Source organism: Pseudomonas sp. SWI44, from assembly GCF_002947915.1.
Classification (GTDB): Bacteria; Pseudomonadota; Gammaproteobacteria; order Pseudomonadales; family Pseudomonadaceae; genus Aquipseudomonas; species Aquipseudomonas taiwanensis.
Genome location: NZ_CP026674.1, coordinates 2,384,928 through 2,404,724, shown reverse-complemented (window position 1 = coordinate 2,404,724; position 19,797 = coordinate 2,384,928). Strand labels below are relative to the sequence as shown.

At 62.3% G+C, this 19,797-nt stretch carries 21 protein-coding genes; 10 read left to right on the top strand and 11 right to left on the bottom strand.

From position 1 onward, the window contains the following. The first annotated feature begins 10 nt into the window (after positions 1-10). Positions 11-577 (top strand): cytochrome c oxidase assembly protein, encoded by a 567-nt coding sequence (locus C4Q26_RS11265; protein ID WP_023378000.1) that lies wholly within the window; start codon positions 11-13, stop codon positions 575-577. A 16-nt stretch (positions 578-593) separates the two neighbouring features. Next, positions 594-1,481: a cytochrome c oxidase subunit 3 gene (locus tag C4Q26_RS11260; protein ID WP_023378001.1), complete on the top strand. Its 888-nt coding sequence runs from the start codon at positions 594-596 to the stop codon at positions 1,479-1,481. Positions 1,482-1,526: 45 nt separating this feature from the next. On the opposite strand, the gene C4Q26_RS11255 is transcribed toward C4Q26_RS11260, so the two are convergent. Then, the gene (locus C4Q26_RS11255) at positions 1,527-1,730 is read right to left on the bottom strand and encodes a twin transmembrane helix small protein (RefSeq protein WP_023378002.1); all 204 of its coding nucleotides are present in this window, start codon (positions 1,728-1,730) and stop codon (positions 1,527-1,529) included. Positions 1,731-1,793: 63 nt separating this feature from the next. On the opposite strand from C4Q26_RS11255, the gene C4Q26_RS11250 reads away from it, so the two are divergent. Genes C4Q26_RS11250 through C4Q26_RS11230 form a run of 5 tightly spaced genes read left to right on the top strand, consistent with a single transcriptional unit; the run spans position 1,794 to position 5,680 of the window. Next, positions 1,794-2,534 (top strand): SURF1 family protein, encoded by a 741-nt coding sequence (locus C4Q26_RS11250; RefSeq protein WP_104883091.1) that lies wholly within the window; start codon positions 1,794-1,796, stop codon positions 2,532-2,534. Then, positions 2,500-3,084, top strand: a complete 585-nt coding sequence (locus C4Q26_RS11245; RefSeq protein ID WP_023378006.1) for a hypothetical protein — start codon at positions 2,500-2,502, stop codon at positions 3,082-3,084. The genes C4Q26_RS11250 and C4Q26_RS11245 overlap by 35 nt, the downstream gene beginning before the upstream one ends. Before the next feature lie 9 nt (positions 3,085-3,093). Then, the gene (locus C4Q26_RS11240) at positions 3,094-4,167 is read left to right on the top strand and encodes a heme A synthase (RefSeq protein WP_104883090.1); all 1,074 of its coding nucleotides are present in this window, start codon (positions 3,094-3,096) and stop codon (positions 4,165-4,167) included. Beyond that, on the top strand, positions 4,152-5,051 hold the full coding sequence (gene cyoE / locus C4Q26_RS11235) for a heme o synthase (RefSeq protein ID WP_023378009.1): 900 nt from the start codon (positions 4,152-4,154) through the stop codon (positions 5,049-5,051). Before C4Q26_RS11240 ends, cyoE begins: the two co-directional genes overlap by 16 nt. Further along, on the top strand, positions 5,048-5,680 hold the full coding sequence (locus C4Q26_RS11230) for an SCO family protein (protein WP_023378011.1): 633 nt from the start codon (positions 5,048-5,050) through the stop codon (positions 5,678-5,680). The genes cyoE and C4Q26_RS11230 overlap by 4 nt, the downstream gene beginning before the upstream one ends. Before the next feature lie 120 nt (positions 5,681-5,800). Here C4Q26_RS11230 and C4Q26_RS11225 read toward each other — a convergent pair whose 3' ends face one another. The 3 genes from C4Q26_RS11225 to C4Q26_RS11215 form a co-directional block, all read right to left on the bottom strand. Further along, a complete protein-coding gene (locus C4Q26_RS11225; RefSeq protein ID WP_023378012.1) occupies positions 5,801-6,571 on the bottom strand; it encodes a MetQ/NlpA family ABC transporter substrate-binding protein in 771 nt (256 codons plus the stop codon). A 64-nt stretch (positions 6,572-6,635) separates the two neighbouring features. Next, positions 6,636-7,307: a methionine ABC transporter permease gene (locus C4Q26_RS11220; RefSeq protein ID WP_023378014.1), complete on the bottom strand. Its 672-nt coding sequence runs from the start codon at positions 7,305-7,307 to the stop codon at positions 6,636-6,638. Further along, positions 7,307-8,314: a methionine ABC transporter ATP-binding protein gene (locus C4Q26_RS11215; RefSeq protein WP_023378016.1), complete on the bottom strand. Its 1,008-nt coding sequence runs from the start codon at positions 8,312-8,314 to the stop codon at positions 7,307-7,309. Before C4Q26_RS11215 ends, C4Q26_RS11220 begins: the two co-directional genes overlap by 1 nt. Positions 8,315-8,542: 228 nt before the next feature. On the opposite strand from C4Q26_RS11215, the gene katE reads away from it, so the two are divergent. Further along, a complete protein-coding gene (katE, locus tag C4Q26_RS11210) occupies positions 8,543-10,678 on the top strand; it encodes a catalase HPII (RefSeq protein ID WP_104883089.1) in 2,136 nt (711 codons plus the stop codon). Between the two features lie 24 nt (positions 10,679-10,702). On the opposite strand, the gene C4Q26_RS11205 is transcribed toward katE, so the two are convergent. The 4 genes from C4Q26_RS11205 to zur form a co-directional block, all read right to left on the bottom strand. Beyond that, positions 10,703-11,410 (bottom strand): PA5502 family lipoprotein, encoded by a 708-nt coding sequence (locus C4Q26_RS11205; protein WP_023378018.1) that lies wholly within the window; start codon positions 11,408-11,410, stop codon positions 10,703-10,705. 127 nt (positions 11,411-11,537) lie between these two features. After that, positions 11,538-12,320: a zinc ABC transporter permease subunit ZnuB gene (gene znuB, locus C4Q26_RS11200; protein WP_023378019.1), complete on the bottom strand. Its 783-nt coding sequence runs from the start codon at positions 12,318-12,320 to the stop codon at positions 11,538-11,540. Next, positions 12,313-13,086 carry a zinc ABC transporter ATP-binding protein ZnuC gene (gene znuC / locus C4Q26_RS11195; protein WP_023378020.1) on the bottom strand — a complete coding sequence of 258 codons (774 nt, stop codon included), beginning with the start codon at positions 13,084-13,086 and terminating at the stop codon, positions 12,313-12,315. The genes znuB and znuC overlap by 8 nt, the downstream gene beginning before the upstream one ends. Continuing rightward, positions 13,083-13,568 carry a zinc uptake transcriptional repressor Zur gene (zur, locus tag C4Q26_RS11190; RefSeq protein ID WP_023378021.1) on the bottom strand — a complete coding sequence of 162 codons (486 nt, stop codon included), beginning with the start codon at positions 13,566-13,568 and terminating at the stop codon, positions 13,083-13,085. The genes znuC and zur overlap by 4 nt, the downstream gene beginning before the upstream one ends. Before the next feature lie 18 nt (positions 13,569-13,586). Between zur and C4Q26_RS11185 the strand changes: the two genes are divergently transcribed. Next, positions 13,587-14,543 carry a zinc ABC transporter substrate-binding protein gene (locus C4Q26_RS11185; protein WP_049818686.1) on the top strand — a complete coding sequence of 319 codons (957 nt, stop codon included), beginning with the start codon at positions 13,587-13,589 and terminating at the stop codon, positions 14,541-14,543. Between the two features lie 110 nt (positions 14,544-14,653). On the opposite strand, the gene C4Q26_RS11180 is transcribed toward C4Q26_RS11185, so the two are convergent. Both C4Q26_RS11180 and C4Q26_RS11175 read right to left on the bottom strand, forming a co-directional pair. Next, on the bottom strand, positions 14,654-15,604 hold the full coding sequence (locus C4Q26_RS11180) for a homoserine kinase (RefSeq protein WP_104883088.1): 951 nt from the start codon (positions 15,602-15,604) through the stop codon (positions 14,654-14,656). A gap of 69 nt (positions 15,605-15,673) precedes the next feature. Further along, positions 15,674-15,961 carry a DUF2782 domain-containing protein gene (locus C4Q26_RS11175; RefSeq protein WP_023378024.1) on the bottom strand — a complete coding sequence of 96 codons (288 nt, stop codon included), beginning with the start codon at positions 15,959-15,961 and terminating at the stop codon, positions 15,674-15,676. A 74-nt stretch (positions 15,962-16,035) separates the two neighbouring features. Between C4Q26_RS11175 and polA the strand changes: the two genes are divergently transcribed. Further along, on the top strand, positions 16,036-18,783 hold the full coding sequence (polA, locus tag C4Q26_RS11170) for a DNA polymerase I (protein WP_023378025.1): 2,748 nt from the start codon (positions 16,036-16,038) through the stop codon (positions 18,781-18,783). A 352-nt stretch (positions 18,784-19,135) separates the two neighbouring features. Here polA and yihA read toward each other — a convergent pair whose 3' ends face one another. Beyond that, on the bottom strand, positions 19,136-19,768 hold the full coding sequence (gene yihA, locus C4Q26_RS11165; RefSeq protein ID WP_023378026.1) for a ribosome biogenesis GTP-binding protein YihA/YsxC: 633 nt from the start codon (positions 19,766-19,768) through the stop codon (positions 19,136-19,138). Positions 19,769-19,797: the final 29 nt, after the last annotated feature.

The following is a 19,797-nucleotide window of genomic DNA, read 5'->3' as shown; positions in this document are numbered from 1 at the left end:
GAAAGTGCCCATGAACGGCCTGTCACTCAAACGCCTGGTGCTGCGCCTGCTGATGCTGACCGTTGTGATGTTCGCGTTCGGCTTTGCCCTGGTGCCCCTCTACGACGTGATGTGCAAAGCCTTTGGCATCAATGGCAAGACCGGCGGGCAGTACGAAGGCACCCAGCTCAGCGACCCGTCGCGCAGCGTGCGGGTGCAGTTCATGTCGACCAATGCCGGTGACATGGTCTGGGACTTCTATTCCACGGCCGACCAGATCGACGTCAACCCAGGGGCGGTGAACCAGATGATTTTCATCGCGCGGAACCCGACGGAGCGGCCCATGAGCGCCCAGGCCGTTCCCAGCATCACCCCGGCCGAGGCGGCGGCGTATTTCCACAAGACCGAATGTTTCTGCTTCACCCAGCAGGTGCTGCAACCCGGCGAACGCATCGAGATGCCGGTGCGTTTCATCGTCGATCGCGACCTTCCGGCCAGCGTGAAGCACCTGACACTGGCCTACACCTTGTTCGACATCACCGCTCGCCACCCGCCGGTCGCGCATCTCGCGACCCAGGACGTCCAGGGCGCCCGTTAAGGGAAGGAGAACAGCAATGGCAAGTCACGAGCACTATTACGTCCCGGCGCAGAGCAAGTGGCCGATCATCGCGACGATCGGCATGTTCATCACCATGTTCGGCCTGGGCACCTGGTTCAATGACCTCAAGGCCGGGCATCCCGATTCCCATGGGCCACTGATCTTTTTCATCGGTGCGTTGTTTCTGGCCTACATGCTGTTTGGCTGGTTCGGCGCGGTGGTCAAGGAAAGCCATGCCGGTCTCTACAGCGCGCAGATGGACCGCTCGTTCCGCTGGGGCATGAGTTGGTTCATCTTCTCTGAAGTGATGTTCTTCCTGGCCTTCTTCGGTGCGCTGTTCTACGTGCGCGTGCTGGCTGGCCCATGGCTGGGGGGCGAAGGACACAAGGGGATCGCCCACATGCTGTGGCCAAGCTTCGAGTTCGCCTGGCCGTTGCTCAACACCCCGGACCCGAAACTCTTTCCGCCGCCCAAGGAGGTGATCGACCCGTGGCACCTGCCGCTGATCAATACCATCTTGCTGGTCAGTTCCAGTGTAACCATCACCATCGCCCACCACGCCTTGCGGCGTGATCATCGTGGGGCACTGAAGTTGTGGATGGCGCTGACCATCATCCTGGGCATCAGCTTCATCGCGCTGCAAGCGTACGAATATCACGAGGCCTACACCAAGCTTGGGCTGACCTTGGGTTCTGGCATCTACGGCGCGACTTTCTTCATGCTCACGGGCTTTCACGGTGCCCACGTTACCCTTGGCACGATCATTCTGATCGTCATGCTCGTGCGTATCCTGCGCGGGCATTTCAACCCGGACAAACACTTCGGTTTCGAGGCGGCCAGTTGGTACTGGCACTTCGTCGATGTGGTGTGGGTCGGGCTGTTCATCTTTGTCTACGTGCTGTAGGGGCGGTTGCGGGCAAGCCGGCTTTAGCCGCAGATGCAACGTGTTTCAGAAGGGGGCGTTGGAAACCAGCTGGCCACTGATGAAGCCCCAGGCCACCAGCCCCACGGTGACGGCGGCCAGGGCGACACGAACGGTCAGTGCCTTGAGCAGCCGGGTCGAGTTTTCATCGTCCTTGACCAGAAACACCAGGCCACTGAACAGGCTGGCAATCGTGGCCAACAGCATCAGGACAATCGCGGCCTTGAGCATGACGATACTCCGGGGGGATGCGGTGATGTGGATAAGTATAGCGCTCGACCGTATGAGGCCGTTGTGAGGCCGTTTCGACCAGGCTGGATGCCCACCCTGGTAGTGCTTGCACTGCTGCCGGTGCTGATTTCGCTCGGCGGCTGGCAGCTCGGCCGCGCGCAGGAAAAACGCGCCCTGCTGGACACCTATGCCCAGCGCCAGGTGGAGGCCCCGGTGGGCGCGGCTCAGTTGCAGCTGGCTGAGGATGTAGCTTACCGACGCGTGCACCTCTTTGGACGCTTCGATGGCGAACACAGTGTGCTGTTGGATAACCGCATGCGCGACGGCCAGGCAGGCATCGAGCTGCTCCAGCCCTTCCATGACCAGGCCAGCGGGCTGTGGCTGTTGGTCAACCGCGGCTGGCTGCCCTGGCCCGACCGCCGTGTACCCGTGCACTTCGAGACGCCTGCGCAATCCATGGTGCTGGATGCTTCGGTCTATGTGGCGCCGGGCAGTGCTTTCCAGCTTCACCCCGACCCGGAGGGCGGTCAATGGCCTCACCTGCTGACCGCTGTCGACCCCGCCCTCCTGTGGCAACAGCTGGACCGCGAAGGTTTCGCCCATGAATTGCGCCTGCAGCCCGGCCCCGCCAGCTACCGTGCAGACTGGCCGGTGGTCGCCATGGGCCCGGAAAAGCACCAGGGCTATGCCGTGCAGTGGTTCGCCCTGGCCACCGCCCTGGTGCTGCTTTACCTCTACTTTGGCTGGCACAACAAGAAGGAGAACGACCATGGCCGCCGCCACCAGTCCACTGGACGTGCCTGAAGGCCGCAAACCCAAAGCCCGTGGGCGTTTGCAGCTGATTCTGATCCTGCTGGTGGTGCTCGGGCCGATGCTGCTCGCCACCTTCATGTACAAGCTGCAGTTCTGGGTGCCGGAGGGGCGCAGCTATCACGGCGTGATGATCGGCAATGGCGAGAGCCTTGCAGACATCGGCATCACTGCGCAGGACGAACGGTGGCAGCTGCTGGTCAGCACGCCCCAGGCCTGCGCCGACGATTGTCAGAAACTGGTGTACCTGGCCCGGCAGATCCAGATCGGCCTTGGTCGCGACGCCAGCCGTGCCAGTCATGCCTTGGCCATCGCCCAGCCATTGAGCCCCGACTATCAGGCCCTGCTGGGTCGCGAATATCCCCAGTTGCAGCGCTACCCGCTGGATATTCAACGCTACCTGCAGAAAGTGGAGGAGGCCGGTCCGCAACTGTGGATCGTCGACCCTCACGGCAACCTGGTGCTGCGCTATGACGCCAAGGTCAACGGCAAGCATGTGCTGGACGACCTGCGTCACCTGCTCAAGCTGTCCAACATCGGCTAGGAGCCTGTCATGGCCAGACCTGGATTCCGCCTCGCTGTGTTCGCCACCCTGCTGGCACTGCTGGTCGTCCTGCTCGGTGCCTATACCCGCCTCACCCATGCAGGCCTCGGTTGCCCGGACTGGCCAGGCTGCTATGGCTTCATCAGCGTTCCCAAGACTGAAGCGCAGCTGGCCCATGCCGAATTGCACTTTCCCGAACACCCAGTGGAAGAGGCCAAAGGCTGGGCCGAAATGGTCCATCGCTACTTTGCCGGTACCTTGGCGCTGGTGATCGCTTACCTGGCCCTACAGGCGGTGCGCCGTCACGCGCGTGATGGCCAGCCCTACCGCTTGCCGGTATTGCTGCTTGGGGTGGTCCTGGCCCAGGCGGCATTCGGGATGTGGACGGTCACTCTCAAGTTGTGGCCGCAGGTGGTCACTGCGCACCTGCTGGGGGGCTTTACCACGTTGAGCCTGCTGTTACTGTTGTCGCTGCGTCTATCCCGGGCATTTGCGCCACTGCCAAAACTGCCGTTGAGCCTGCGCAGGGTGGCTGCCTTGGCATTGCTGGTGGTGATTGGGCAGATCGCCTTGGGTGGTTGGGTCAGTGCCAACTATGCCGCGGTTGCCTGTATCGACTTGCCCACCTGCCATGGGCAATGGTGGCCGTCAGCCGACTTCAGCAATGGCTTCCACCTGACCCAACATGTCGGTCCGAACTACCTCGGCGGGCAGCTGGACAGCGATGCGCGCACGGCCATTCATATCAGCCATCGACTGGGCGCGATGATCGTCACCTGTGTCCTGCTGATGCTCAGTTGGAAGCTTCACCGCTGTGGCCTGAGCCGGTTGGCGCGCCTGGTGCTCCTGGCATTGGTGATGCAGGTCGGGTTGGGCATCAGCAACGTGCTGTTCCATTTGCCCCTGGCCGTCGCCGTGGCACATAACGCAGGCGGCGCGCTGTTGTTGCTGAGCATGGTGCTTGTGAACTACCGCATTCGGGTGGTCGACAAGGTTCGCGTCGGTCATGGCTGGCGTCTTACGCCTGTGCCAGGCGTAGGCCTCTCGCAACCTATGAGGAATGATTCGTGGCGACGCTTCTGAGTGCACACCGCTCGCGTGCCGGTTGGCGCGACTATCTGGAATTGACCAAACCCAAGGTGGTCGTGTTGATGCTGATCACCTCGCTGGTGGGCATGTTTCTCGCCACCCGTGCGGGTGTGGCCTGGAGCGTGCTGGTGTTCGGCAATTTGGGCATAGCCCTGTGCGCCGGTGGTGCGGCGGTCATCAACCATGTGGTCGACAGGCGTATCGATGCACTCATGGCACGCACCCAGAAGCGGCCACTGGCCGAAGGCCGGGTAGCGCCTCTGCCGGCGCTGTTGTTCGCGCTGGCGTTGGCCCTGATGGGCATGGCTTCGCTGCTGGTCTTCACCAACGCCCTCACGGCCTGGCTGACCCTGGCTTCATTGTTGGGTTATGCAGTGCTCTACACCGGCTTTCTCAAGCGCGCCACGCCACAGAACATCGTCATCGGCGGGTTGGCTGGCGCGGCACCGCCGTTGCTCGGCTGGGTGGCGGTCAGCGGCCACATCAGCGCCGAGCCACTGCTGCTGGTGCTGATCATCTTTGCCTGGACGCCCCCGCATTTCTGGGCGTTGGCCATTCACCGCAAGGAGGAATACGCCAAGGCCGATATTCCGATGCTGCCGGTAACCCACGGCGAGGGATACACCAAGCTGCATATCCTGCTCTACACCCTGATTCTGCTGGCGGTTACCCTGTTGCCCTACGCCATCCACATGAGCGGCCTGCTCTACCTGGTTTGTGCCCTTTTGCTCGGCCTGCGCTTTCTGCATTGGGCGTGGGTGTTGTACCGTGGCAGCCGGCCGCACGCGGCGATCGGCACGTTCAAGTACTCTATCGGCTACCTGTTCGCACTGTTCATCGCGTTGCTCGTTGACCACTACTTGTTGCTGAACCTATGACTCGAACCCAGAAAACCGTATTCATCCTCGTCGCCCTGGTCGCGCTGATCCTGGGCCTTACCGTCAACAAGGTGCTCAATGGCCGCAGCCAACCCAACCCTGCCGAGCTGATCGACGCCGGCATTATCCTGCTGCCCCAGAGCCGTACGGTGGCGGACGTGACCATGACCAATCAGGACGGCCAGCCGGTAAAGCTGGATGACCTCAAGGGCAAGTGGTCGCTGCTGTTCTTCGGCTACACCTACTGCCCGGACATCTGCCCTACTACCCTGGCCCAGTTGCGCCAGGTGAAGAGCGAACTGCCCAAGGAGGCCGTGGACCGGCTGCAAGTGATGCTGGTGAGCGTTGACCCGAACCGCGATACGCCGAACCAGCTCAAGCAGTACCTGGGCTATTTCGACAAGGACTTCGTGGGGGTCGCGGGGTCGATCGAGGATACCCAGAAACTGGCCAACGCCTTGAGCATTCCCTTCATTCCGGCCGATACCAGCAAGCCTGGGTATACCGTGGATCACAGTGGCAACCTGGCAATCGTCGGGCCGGACGGGCGTCAGCGTGGGTTCATTCGAGCGCCGTTCAATAACCAGAAGCTGGTGGCGCAGTTGCCGGGGTTGGTCAAGCGGGATTGAACCAGGCCCTGAAAGCCCCGCGGGTGAACCCGTTCCCAGAGCTTTTCCGCTGATCTGGAGCACAGCGGTTCACCTGTGGGAGCGGGTTTGCCCGCGAAGAGGCGGGTGTAGATCTGCGGCTTAGAACGCCGGAATCACCGCACCCTTGTACTTCTCTTCGATGAATTTCTTCACCTCTGGCGAGTGCAGCGCAGCAGCCAGTTTCTTCATGTCGTCCGAGTCCTTGTTGTCCGGACGAGCCACCAGAATGTTCACGTAAGGCGAGTCGCTGCCTTCGATGACCAGTGCATCCTTCTCCGGGTTCAGCTTGGCTTCCAGCGCATAGTTGGTGTTGATCAGCGCCAGGTCGACCTGGGTCAGTACGCGGGGGATGGTGGCTGCTTCGAGCTCACGGAACTTCAGGCCCTTGTCGTTACCGGTGATGTCTTTGACGGTGGACAGGATGTTCTTGTTGTCCTTGAGCTTGATCACACCGGCCTTGTCCAGCAGCAACAGGGCACGACCGCCGTTGGTGGCGTCGTTGGGGATGACCACGGTGGCACCGGAGGACAGCTCGTCGAGCTTCTTGATCTTGGTCGAGTAGGCGCCCAAGGGCTCCAGGTGCACGCCGGTAACGCTGACCAGCTGAGTGCCCTTGGACTTGTTGAATTCATCCAGGTACGGCTGGTGCTGGAAGAAGTTGGCGTCCAGGCGCTTCTCGGCGACCTGCACGTTCGGCTGGATGTAGTCGGTGAATTCCTTGACCTTCAGCTCTACGCCTTCCTTCGCCAGCTGTGGCTGGACGAACTTGAGGATCTCGGCGTGCGGCACCGGGGTGGCGGCAACGGTCAGGGTGTCGGCGTGGGCCGAGAAGGCCGCGATGGCGGCAGCGACAGCAAGCAGCTTCTTCATTGATCACTCCTTGTGAGGGCCGCGACGGCCCCCGAACGGGTCGGCCTGGCCGACCCCATTGGGGTTACTTACGGGAAAAATGCACGACCAGTTTGTCGCCCACGCTTTGCAGGACTTGAACCAGAATCAGCAGCAGCACGACGGTAACGATCATCACGTCGGTCTGGAAACGCTGGTAGCCGAAGCGGATCGCCAGGTCGCCCAGGCCGCCGGCACCCACCACACCCGCCATGGCGGTGTAGGACACCAGGGTGATGGCAGTAACGGTGATGGCTGCGAAGATGCCCGGACGGGCCTCTGGCAGCAACGCGTTGGTGATGATCTGGCGGGTGGTGGCGCCCATCGACTGGGTGGCTTCGATGATGCCACGGTCCACTTCGCGCAGGGCCGTTTCGACCAGGCGTGCGAAGAACGGCGTGCAGCCTACCACCAGCGGCGGGATGGCGCCCGCGACACCCAGCGAGGTACCAGTGATCATCACGGTGACCGGGATCATCACGATCAACAGAATGATGAACGGCAGCGAACGCAGCACGTTGACGACGAACGACAACAGCGCATAGACGCCCTTCTGCTCGAACATCTGCCGTGGTCCGCAGAGGAACAGCAGTACGCCCAGCGGCAGGCCTAGCAGCACGGTGAAGAACAGCGAGCCGAACAGCATGATCATGGTATCGACGGTGGCCAGCCAGATTTCGGCCCAGTCGACGTTGGCGAAGAAATTGAGCGCGTCCATCAACGCAGTACCTCCATATGTACGTCAGCTGCCTTGAAGCGGTCGAACGCCGCCTCCATGTCGCCGCCGGTGACGGCCAGGGTCAGCTGTCCATAGGGGACATCCTTGATGCGGTCGATACGTCCAGCGAGGATGCTGTAGTCGACCCCGGTCTCACGGGCCACGGTGCCCAACAGCGGTGCGTAGGTCGCATCGCCCTGGAATGTCAGGCGCACGATGCGGCCTGGCACGTGGGCGAAGTCGTCACGCTGCTCGCTTTCATCGACGTGTTCGTCTTCCTGCACGAAGCGCTTGGTGGTCGGGTGTTGCGGATGCAGAAATACTTCGGCCACCGAGCCCTGCTCGACGATATGGCCGGCATCCATGACCGCAACGCGGTCGCACACCCGGCGGATCACGTCCATTTCGTGGGTGATCAGCACGATGGTCAGGTTCAGCTCGCGGTTGATCTCGGCCAGCAGCTGCAGCACCGAGGCCGTGGTCTGTGGGTCGAGGGCGCTGGTGGCCTCGTCGCATAGGAGGATTTTTGGGTTGGTGGACAAGGCACGGGCGATGCCGACGCGCTGCTTCTGACCGCCAGACAGCTGTGCCGGGTACTTCCTGGCATGGTCCTGCAGGCCAACGCGGGCCAGCAGTTCGCTGACGCGCTTGTCGATCTCGCTGCGCGACAGCTCGCCGGCCAGGGTCAGTGGCAGCGCCACGTTGTCGGCCACGGTCTTGGATGCCAGCAAGTTGAAGTGCTGGAAAATCATCCCGACCTGCTGACGAAAACCGCGTAGCTGGTTGGCATTGAAGGCGGTGACATCTTCGCCGTCGACGATGATCTTGCCGCCCGAGGGCTCCTCGAGGCGATTGATCAGGCGCAGCATGGTGCTCTTGCCCGCACCGGAGTGGCCAATCAGGCCGAATACCTGGCCGTTTTCGATGGTCAGGCTGGTCGGGTTGAGAGCTGGGATTTCCCTACCGGCGACGCGGTAGGTCTTATGCACATTTTGGAACTCGATCACGTAGCGAACCTTGTGGGGCGCATGGAATTTGTGTCGGCGGTTGGCCGGGGGTCGCGCATTTTAGCCTTTTCCCATAGCTGTTCTTAGCATTTATTTCGTCATGCACCAATCCAGCGGGCATAACGCGACAACCGGTAATCCTGATTGAACGCTCGGCAAAGCTTCCTAGTCACTACTTGAACGAGCCCGTACAGGGCATGCCTGAAGACTGACGAGGAGAGCCGACTCATGCCCACCAAGAAGAACGACGCGCCCAAGCACAGTGAAGTCGCCGGCACCGATACCCCTGACCGGGCCAACACCAACGCCAAGCTGCAGCGGCTGGAGTCCTGCCGCAGCGATGCCACCGGGCAGGCGCTGCGCACCAACCAGGGCGTGAAGATCGCCGATAACCAGAACAGCCTGAAGGCGGGCCCTCGCGGACCATCGCTGCTCGAAGACTTCATCCTGCGCGAGAAGATCACCCACTTCGACCATGAACGCATCCCTGAGCGTATCGTCCACGCCCGGGGTACCGGTGCCCATGGCTACTTCCAGAGCTACGGCTGTCATGCCCAGTTGACCAAGGCTGGCTTCCTCCAGGACCCGGAGAAGATCACGCCGGTGTTCGTACGGTTTTCCACGGTACAAGGGCCACGCGGCTCGGGAGACACGGTGCGCGATGTGCGCGGCTTCGCCGTCAAGTTCTACACCGATGAAGGCAACTTCGACCTTGTTGGCAACAATATGCCGGTGTTTTTCATTCAGGATGCGATCAAGTTTCCTGACTTCGTGCATGCCGTGAAGCCTGAACCGCACAACGAGATACCGACGGGCGGCTCGGCCCATGACACCTTCTGGGACTTCGTTTCGCTGGTGCCGGAATCGGCGCACATGGTCATCTGGACCATGTCCGATCGCGCCATTCCGCGCAGCCTGCGGATGATGGAAGGCTTTGGCGTGCATACTTTCCGCATGATCAACGCCGAGGGCGTGGCCAGTTTCGTCAAGTTCCACTGGAAGCCGCGCCAGGGCGTGCATTCATTGCTATGGGATGAGGCACAGAAGCTGGCGGGCAAAGACACCGACTACCATCGCCGCGACTTGTGGGAAGCGATCGAAACCGGTGACTACCCTGAGTGGGAGCTGGGTGTGCAGATCGTACCTGAGGCCGATGAGCACAAGTTCGACTTCGACTTGCTCGATCCGACCAAGATCATTCCCGAGGAACTGGTGCCAGTCACCAAGCTGGGCAAGATGGTGCTCAACCGCAACCCGGACAATTTCTTTGCCGAAACCGAGCAAGTGGCTTTCTGTCCGGGGCACATCGTGCCGGGTATCGACTTCAGCAATGATCCGCTGCTGCAGGGCCGGCTGTTTTCCTACACCGATACTCAGATCAGCAGGCTGGGTGGCCCGAACTTCCATGAGATCCCGATCAACTGCCCGATGTCGCAGAACCACAACGGCCAGCGCGATGGCATGCACCGCATGACCATCAACAGGGGGCGTGCCTCATACGAGCCGAACTCTATCGACGGCGGTTGGCCCAAGGAGACGCCTCCTGCGGCGCAGGACGGCGGTTTCGAGAGCTATCAGGAGCGCATCGACGCGCACAAGATCCGCCAGCGCAGCGAATCGTTCGGCGACCATTTCTCCCAGGCGCGGCTGTTTTTCCAGAGCATGAGCCCGACTGAGCAGCAACACATCATCAAGGCCTACAGCTTCGAGTTGGGCAAGGTGGAGCGAGAGACCATCCGCCAGCGTGAGGTGAACGAGATCCTGGCTAACATCGACCTGAAGCTGGCGGCTGCAGTAGCAGCGAACCTCGGGTTGCCGGCGCCCAAGCAGGGCACGGTGAAGGTCAAGGGAAGCAAACTCGCGCAATCCGAGGCGCTGAGCCAGATGAACCATCCTGGTGACGTCGGTATCAAGGGGCGCAAGATTGCGCTGCTGGTGGCCGATGGGGTGGATGCGGCTAGCGTTGACGCGCTGGTCAAGGCGCTGGAGGCCGAGAGCGCCCGTCCACTGCTGCTGGGGCCGAGCTCCGCGCCGGTGAAGACGGCAGATGGCAAGCAGTTACCGGTAGACGCGTCGATGGAGGGTATGCCGTCGATCATGTTCGATGGGATAGTCGTTCCGGGCGGCAGCGAATCGGTCAAGGCGCTGGCGTCTAGCGGCTTGGCGAAGCATTTCCTGCTGGAGGGTTACAAGCATCTGAAGGCGATGGTGCTGACCAAGGATCTGGCAAGCAGCCTGGGCCTGAAGCAAGACAGGGGGCTGCTGCTGGGAGATGACCAGGCGGTAATGAATGCCTTCGTCAAAGCCGTCGAAGGGCATCGGGTATGGGAGCGAGAGGCCGTCGCGGAGGGTGTGCCGGCCTGAGGGCTGCAAACGCAGCCCTGATCGTCACTGCTGATGCGGGACCAGAACGACCTGTGCCCGCATCGAGCGTCGGATTTCATGCTTCTGCTTGAGCTCGAAATCGCTGTCGATCTTGTGCACGCGCTTCTCAAGCAGTGTCTTCAGCCAAGGCGCGTCTTCGGTCCGAGGTACCTGGAACACCACCTCGCACTGGTAATTCACCACGTCCTTGGCAATTTCGTCGAGCTGGCGTCGCATCGCCCGGATATCGGTGGTTTTCAGCGCAACGACGGTGCTTGGTGCAGCCGGGTCGATCACCCGCGCCTGGGGCTTGGCCTCGGCAGCCTTCAGCGCTGCCTCGGCTTTTTCCAGCTCGGCCTTGCGTGCCTGGGTAACGGCATCGCCACCGGTCACCGCTGGCGCCTGGGGCATCAGCGCCCGGGCACGGGCCAGCGCGGTGGCTGCAGCATTGACGTCGCCCTTCTGCAGGACGATCTGGCTACGCTGCAGGTAGGCTTCGGCAAGCTGGCGCTGGTATTGCTCCAGGCGTGCGTCGTCGGGCGACTGGGTCTGCAGCGCCGCCAGCTGATCTTCGGCGGTGGCCAGCTCATCGCTGGTGATACTTTGCTGCAATTGCTGCCAGGCATCGGCTTGGGCAGGTGCACCCGCCTGTTCGACCGGCGCGCTGGAACAGGCAGCCAGGAACAGCGAAAACGCGGCAACAAGCAGATAACGGGAGGCGAACGGCTTCATTCCTGCGACTCTCTATTTGCGCAAAAAGCGAGCAAGTCTACACCCAGGGGCATACGCTCGAAAACAGGTCTTACAGACCCTTTACCCTTGAAAAGGTTGCAGGGTATGCCTGCGCACCCCCCGGTTTTCAGCGCTTGGGCAAGGCCAGGCTCAGCAAGAATAGCACTGCGGCGCACACCACGATCGACGGGCCGGCCGGTGTGTCCTTGAACCATGACAGGGCCAGGCCGCCACACACGGCGGTGACGCCCAGCAGGCTGGCACCCAAGGCCATTTGCTCGGGGGAGCGGGCGTGACGTTGTGCCGCGGCGGCGGGAATGATCAGCAGCGATGTGATCAACAGCACCCCGACGATCTTCATGGCGACGGCGATGACCACTGCAATTAGCAGCATCAGCGCCATGCGCAGGCTCGCCACTGGCAAGCCTTCGACCATGGCCAGCTCTTCGTGCACGGTGACCGCCAGCAGCGGGCGCCACAAGGCTGCGAGCAGCAGCAGGACCAGCGCGCTGCCACCGAGGATCCAGGCCAGGTCGGTGGTGCTGATGGCCAGCAAATCACCGAACAGATAGGCCATGAGGTCGATGCGCACATCGTGCATGAAGCTGAGCGCCACCAGGCCCAGCGACAGGGTGCTGGGGGCCAGGATGCCGAGCAGGGTGTCGGAGGCCAGCGGCTGGCGCTGTTGCAGCGTCACCAGCAGGATCGCCAGCAGCAGGCAGCCCACGGTCACTGCCAGCGCAGGGCTGACATCCAGGGCGAAGCCCAGTGCCACGCCGAGCAGGGCCGCGTGGGACAGCGTATCGCCGAAGTAGGCCATGCGCCGCCAGACCACGAAGGAACCCAGTGGGCCGGCCACCAGCGCCAGGGAAAGGCCCGCAAGCAGGGCATACAGAAGAAAATCAGCCATGCTTGCAGTGCTCTCCGTGAACATGGGTGCCAGGGGCGATCACCGAGCCATGCAGGTCATGGCTGTGATCGTGGTGGTGATGGTAGATGGCCAGGCTTGGCGCGTTCTGGCCGAACAGCTCGACGAACGCCGGGTCGTTGCTGACCTGCTCGGGGTGGCCGGAGCAGCACACATGGCGGTTCAGGCAAACCACCTGGTCGGTGGCGCTCATCACCAGGTGCAGGTCGTGCGACACCATCAGCACGCCGCAGCCATGGCGGTCGCGCAGGCGAGTGATCAGGTTGTACAGCTCGGTCTGCCCGACCACGTCGACGCCCTGCACCGGCTCATCCAGTACCAGCAGCTCAGGTTCGCGCAGCAGTGCGCGGGCCAGCAGCACGCGTTGCATCTCACCCCCGGAGATGGTCTGGATCGGGCTGTCGATGACCTGTTCGGCGCCCACTTCCTGCAAGGCCGACAAAGCAGCCGCACGGTCGACACCCGGTACCAGTCGCAGGAAGCGCAGTACCGAAAGTGGCAGCGTGGCGTCCACCTGGATTTTCTGCGGCATGTAGCCGATGCGCAGGCGCGGTTTGCGCCATACCGTACCGCGGTGCGGCTTGAGCAGGCCGAGCACGGCGCGTACCAGCGTGGTCTTGCCGGCGCCGTTGGGGCCGATCAGCGTGACGATCTGCCCAGGGGAGACCGACAGGTCGATGCTGTCGAGCACTGCCTCGCCACCGAAAGTGACGCCGACCTGCTCAAGGCGGATCAGTGCATCGCTCATGCCGCGCTCCGGCAGTTGCCGCACAGGCCGACGATCTCGACGGTCTGGGTTTCGACGCTGAAACCTACGTCCTTGGCACTGGCGATGATGGCGTCGCTGATGCTGTCCTGCTCCAGCTCGATGGCTACATGACATACCCGGCAGATCAGGAACTGGCCTTGGTGCGCATGTTCAGGGTGACTGCAACCGATGAAGGCGTTGAGCGATGCGATGCGATGGACCAGGCCGTTTTCGAGCAGGAAGTCCAGTGCCCGGTACACGGTAGGGGGCGCGGCGCGGCGCCCATCCTGCTCGCTGAGCACGGCAAGGATGTCATAGGCGCCCAACGGCTTGTGGCTCTGCCAGACCAGCTCCAGTACGCGACGGCGCAGAGCGGTCAGGCGCAGGCCCTGGCGCGTGCACAGGGCGTCGGCCTCAGCCAGTGCGCTGTGTACGCAATGGGAGTGATCGTGGGGACGGTGAGCCAGCGGCGTAATGGACATGGGCAGCGACGGTTCTGGATGGAGACGTTATTATGTTACCTGTTTCTGACGAGTCGAGTATTCATCGTGTCCCGATTCCTTGTGCTTTTTGTCGCTTTCCTCGCCTGTTCGGCGCACGCCGACGTGCGGGTGCTCACCAGTATCAAGCCGCTGCAGCAGATTGCCGCCGCCGTGCAGGACGGCGTAGGTACGCCCGATGTGCTGCTGCCGCCGGGCGCCTCGCCGCACCACTATGCCCTACGCCCCTCCGACATGCGGCGTGTGGGCGATGCTGACCTGTTGTACTGGATCGGGCCGGACATGGAGAGCTTCCTGCCACGGGTGCTGGGCAGCCGCAGCAAGCCCACGGTCGCGGTTCAGTCGCTGCCGGGCATGAGCCTTCGTCACTTCGGCGAGGATAGCCATTCCCATGAGGAAGAAGACCACGACGACCATGATCACGATCACCGGCCGGGTAGCCTGGATGCGCATTTGTGGCTGTCGTCGGTCAACGCCCGGGTGATCGCGACGAAGATGGCCGCCGACCTGGCGTCGGTCGATCCTTCCAACGCGGCGCGCTACCAGGGCAACCTGAAAGCTTTCGTCGAACGTCTGGATGCCTTGGATGCGCGTATCAAGGCGCGGGTATCGGGTATCGCCAACAAGCCGTACTTCGTGTTCCACGAAGCCTTCGACTACTTCGAGGCCTCTTACGGTCTGAAACACGCCGGAGTGTTCACTGTCGCTGCCGAGGTGCAGCCTGGCGCGCAACATGTGGCCGCCATGCGCAAGCGCCTGCAGGAAGTGGGCAAGACCTGTGTCTTCAGTGAGCCACCGCTGCGGCCGCGGTTGGCCGAGACCCTGACGGCAGGGTTGCCGGTGCGCCTGGCCGAGCTGGATGCCCTGGGTGGCACCGACCTGGTGGATGCCGGGGGCTATGAGCGGCTGCTGGAGAAATTGGGTGCTGATCTGGCGGGGTGTCTGGAACAGTTGTAAGCCTGTTCCGACCGCTTCGCGGGTAAACCCGCTCCCACGGCGCTAGCGAAAACCCCCAGGTTATCGCTTTAGTGCAGGAGCGGGTTTACCCACCAAGAGGCAGGCGCGGCCTAGAGCGCGAACGGCAGGTGCAACGCCACCTGCTGACGCTGCGCCAGACGCACCTCGAACTCGCTCGGGTCATGGATCATCACGTCCATGCCGGCGAACGACTCGGCCGCGATCAGTCGCGACAGCCAGAACCGCACGCAGCCGACTCGCAACATCTCTGGCCACAGCTCAGCTTCCGCCGCCGTGAACGGTCGCAGCGCCGCATAGGCCGCCAGCAGCGCCTGGGCGCGGGGCACATCGATGGCGCCGTGCTCATCCAGGCACCAGTCGTTCACGGTGATGGCGATGTCATACAGCATCGGGCCCGAGCAGGCGTTGTAGAAGTCGATCACACCGGTCAGGTGGGTGCCTTCGAACATCACGTTGTCGCGGAACAGGTCGGCATGCAGGTTGGCCCGGGGCAAGGCCAGGATCTGCGCCCTGTGCGCGGTGATCTCGTCCAGTGCCGGCTGTAGCAGCGCAGCCTGCCCGGCGGTGAGACGCGGCAACAGCTCGGCACCCGATTGCAGCATCCAGTCCAGGCCGCGGTCGGTACGGCGCTCGATGATGCGCTCGCGGGTGGCGAGGTGAATGTGCGCGAGCAGTTCGCCCACCTGAGCGCAATGCTGGTTGTTGGGCGCCTTGATGTGCTTGCCCGACAACCGTGGTTGCAGCAGGGCCGGCTTGCCGCACAGTTCGCGCAGGGCGTTGTCGTCGCGGTCGCGCAGTGCATAGGGCACCGGCATGTCTGCTTCGTGCAGAACATCGAGCAGCTCGATGAAGAACGGCATGTCCTCGACCGGGCCCCGTTCGACCAATGTCAGGACGAACTCCCCCTGTTCGAGGCTGACGAAGAAGTTGCTGTTCTCGGTACCGGCGGCAATGCCCTGGAAATCGAGCAAACGGCCCAGCTCGTAGGGCGCCAGAAAGGTTTCCAGCTCAGGCCGGGTCACGGGGGTGAAGACTGACATGATGAAGAGTTGCCCATGCGGGCACTTCCGCCGGGAAGTGCCAGGTTGATGTGAACGGTGCGCGTCAGATTACCACTCGAAGATCTTCCAGGACGGAATCAGCATGTCCGGCTGGTCGGAACGAATGAAATTGCCTTCGGAGCCGTCGGCGCGTACCAGAAAGTAAGGCTTGCCGTTCTTCGGCGTGACCTTGATCGCATACAGGAAGCCGTTTTGCCGATATTCCTGGATGGTTTTGTCGCCTTCCGTGCGAATGGTCACATCGGGATCTGCCGATGGGGCGTCGTCCGCCGCCAGGGTGACGACCGGCGTGGTTGCCAACAGGCCGAGCAGTAACAGGCGAATGGGTGTACGCATGATAACCTTGTCCCTTTGTCGTCATTGATCTGGCTATTCTAGCGCCGGACCCGCCGAAAAGGTTGATTCTCCTCATGAGCCAAGTGCCCCTCGTCCTGGTGGACGGTTCCTCCTATCTCTACCGCGCCTTTCACGCGCTGCCGCCGCTGACCACGTCCAAGGGCATGCCAACCGGCGCGGTCAAGGGTGTGCTGAACATGCTCAAGAGCCTGCGCAAGCAATATCCAGACAGCCTGTTCGCCGTGGTGTTCGACGCCAAGGGCGGCACGTTCCGCGATGCGATGTTCGCCGAGTACAAGGCCAACCGGCCAAGCATGCCCGACGATTTGCGGGTACAGGTCGAACCGCTGCACGCCAGTGTGAAGGCCCTGGGCTACCCCCTGTTGTGCGTCGAAGGCGTCGAAGCCGACGACGTGATCGGCACCCTGGCTCGCAGCAGTGCCACCGCTGGCCGGCCGGTGATCATCTCGACCGGTGACAAGGACATGGCGCAGTTGGTCGACGGGCACGTCACACTGGTGAACACCATGACCGGGAGCGTGCTGGACGTGGCGGGCGTGCGCGAAAAGTTCGGTGTCGGGCCCGAGCACATCATCGACTTCCTTGCCCTGATGGGCGACAAGGTCGACAACATCCCCGGCGTGCCGGGCGTGGGCGAAAAGACGGCGGTCGGCCTGCTGACAGGGATCGGCGGTGGTCTGAGCGACCTGTACGCCAACCTCGACAAGGTGGCGGCCCTGCCGATCCGTGGTGCCAAGACCCTGCCAGCCAAGCTCGAAGAGCATCGCGATGCCGCGTTTCTGTCGTATGAGTTGGCCACCATCAAGGTCGACGTGGCGCTGGAAATCGACGTCGATGACCTGGTCTGCGGCGAACCCGACCGCGAGGCGCTGCTGGCGCTGTACACCGAAATGGAATTCAAGAGCTGGATCGCCGAGGTCCAGCGTGACGCCAGCCAGGCCGGTGAAGCCCTTGAACCGGTCGAGGCACCGGCGGCCAAGGTTGAACCTAAATACGAAACCATCCTCGACCAGGCTCGCTTCGATGCCTGGCTTGAGAAGCTGCGCCAGGCCCAGCTGTTTGCCTTCGACACCGAAACCACCAGCCTGGATGCACAGCAGGCACAGTTGGTGGGCCTGTCGTTCGCAGTCGAGCCCCATGAGGCGGCCTATGTGCCGCTGGCCCACGACTACGAAGGGGCCCCGACGCAGCTGGACCGCGAGCAAGTGTTGAAGGCGCTCAAGCCTTTGCTGGAAGACCCAGGCAAGGCCAAGGTCGGTCAGAACGCCAAGTACGACATCAATATTCTCGCCAATTGCGAGCTGGCCATTCAGATGCGTGGCGTCGCCTATGACACCATGCTCGAATCCTACGTGCTGGATTCCACTGCCACCCGTCACGACATGGACAGCCTGGCGCAGAAATACCTCGATCACACCACCATTACCTTCGAGCAGATTGCGGGCAAGGGTGCCAAGCAGCTGACCTTCAACCAGATTCCCCTGGAAAAGGCCGGCCCCTATGCTGCCGAGGACGCCGATATCACCTTGCGTCTGCACCAGGCGCTGCAGGCGCGCCTGGCCAAGACCCCGAGCGTGCAGCCGGTTCTGATGGACATCGAGATGCCGCTGGTGCCGGTGCTGGCCAAGATCGAGCGCCAGGGGGCATTGGTCGATGCCGAACTGCTGAAGATCCAAAGTGGCGAGCTGGGTGTGAAAATGGCCGAGCTGGAGCGCCGCGCCTTCGAGTTGGCTGGCGAGGAGTTCAACCTGGGTTCGCCCAAGCAGCTGGGTGCCATCCTGTACGACAAGCTGGGCATGCCCGTGCTGAGCAAGACTGCCAAAGGGCAGCCTTCCACCGCTGAAGCGGTGCTCGATGAACTGGCCGAGCAGGGTTACCCGCTGCCCGAAGTACTGATGCAGTACCGCACCCTGAGTAAACTCAAGAGCACCTACACCGACAAGCTTCCAGGGCAGATCAACCCGCGTACTGGGCGCATCCACACCTCGTACCAGCAAGCCGTGGCCGCGACCGGGCGCCTGTCGTCCAGCGACCCGAACCTGCAGAACATCCCGATCCGCACGGCCGAAGGCCGACGCATTCGTCAGGCCTTCATTGCCAGCCCCGGTTACAAGCTGCTGGCGGCGGACTACTCGCAGATCGAGCTGCGCATCATGGCTCACCTGGCCAAGGACGAAGGCCTGCTGCATGCCTTCCGCAACAACCTCGATGTCCACCGTGCGACTGCCGCCGAAGTCTTCGGTGTGGCACTCGAGGCGGTCACCACGGACCAGCGCCGCAGCGCCAAGGCCATCAACTTCGGCTTGATCTACGGTATGAGCGCCTTTGGACTGGCCAAGCAGATCGGTGTCGATCGCAAGCAGTCACAGGACTACATTGACCGTTATTTCGCCCGCTACCCCGGTGTGCTGGCCTACATGGAGCGCACGCGTGCCCAGGCGGCCGAGCAAGGCTTCGTCGAGACCCTGTTCGGACGCCGCCTGTACCTGCCGGACATCAACGCCAAGAACCCAGCCTTGCGCAAAGGCGCCGAACGCACGGCGATCAACGCGCCGATGCAGGGCACCGCAGCCGATATCATCAAGCGGGCGATGGTGAATGTGGACAACTGGCTCACCCAGAGCAATCTGGATGCCCGTGTGATCCTGCAGGTTCACGACGAACTGGTACTCGAAGTGAAAGAGGGTCTGGTCGAGCAGGTGAAAGATGAAATTCGCACGCAAATGAGCAATGCCGCGCAGCTGGATGTTCCGCTGCTGGTAGAGGTAGGCGTGGGCTCGAATTGGGACGAAGCTCACTGATTACGCTGGAAAAGCTGTGTAGGATCGGGGATGTGTGCCGCGGATCCGAAGCAGGCCTCGGGCCTCTGGTTCTGAAGTTTCATGAAACTATCGCAAATAGTTTTGAGGGCTTCGGAACTAAATCGGTGAAACGGGGCTCAGAGTAACTGAATGGCTGGTGAAGCCTTTCGATGCTCCTATGTTGTGTTAAGTGTTGGCAGATACCCGGACCCCGCCCTAGCGGTCCGGACTTGAACCCCAGACTTCCCCCTCCCCATATGAAGTCCGGGGTTTTTTTTGCCCGGAATTTGACCAGCCGGTACACACCTGCAGGAGCGGGTGGGCCCGCTCCTGCAGGGTGGTTGTGCTCACTTCAGGCAGTTGGCTTGTCTTCGAGCTCCATCCAATCCGCCAGCACGCGGTAGGCATCCTCGACTCCCAGGCGCTTGGGCGCCGAGAACAGCTGGATGGTCACACCGTCGCCCCAACCCTTGCGAATTTCCGACTGCACCTTGAGCAAGGTGTTCTTGCCGGCACCGTGGGTCAGTTTGTCGGCCTTGGTCAGCAGAATGTGCATCGGCATGCCGCTGGCCTTTGCCCAGTCGAGCATCATCTTGTCGAAGTCGGTCATGGGGTGACGCACGTCCATCATCAGGATGACGCCACGCAGGCACTCGCGGCTGCCCAGGTAGGCCTCCAGGTGGCGCTGCCAGTGCTGCTTGAGCGGGATCGGGACTTTTGCATATCCGTAACCCGGCAGGTCGACCAAACGCCGTTCATCGTCCAGACTGAAGAAATTCAACAGCTGGGTGCGCCCTGGGGTCTTCGAGGTGCGCGCCAGGCTGGCATGAGTCAGGGTATTGAGGGCGCTGGACTTGCCGGCGTTGGAGCGACCGGCGAAAGCCACCTCGTAACCCTGGTCGTCCGGACATTGTTCGACCTTGGCTGCGCTGAGGGCGAATTTGGCTTTCTGGCAGAGGCCGAGGATGGGGTTCTTGACTTGCATGGGATATCCGATGTGGGTGTTGCCAAGGC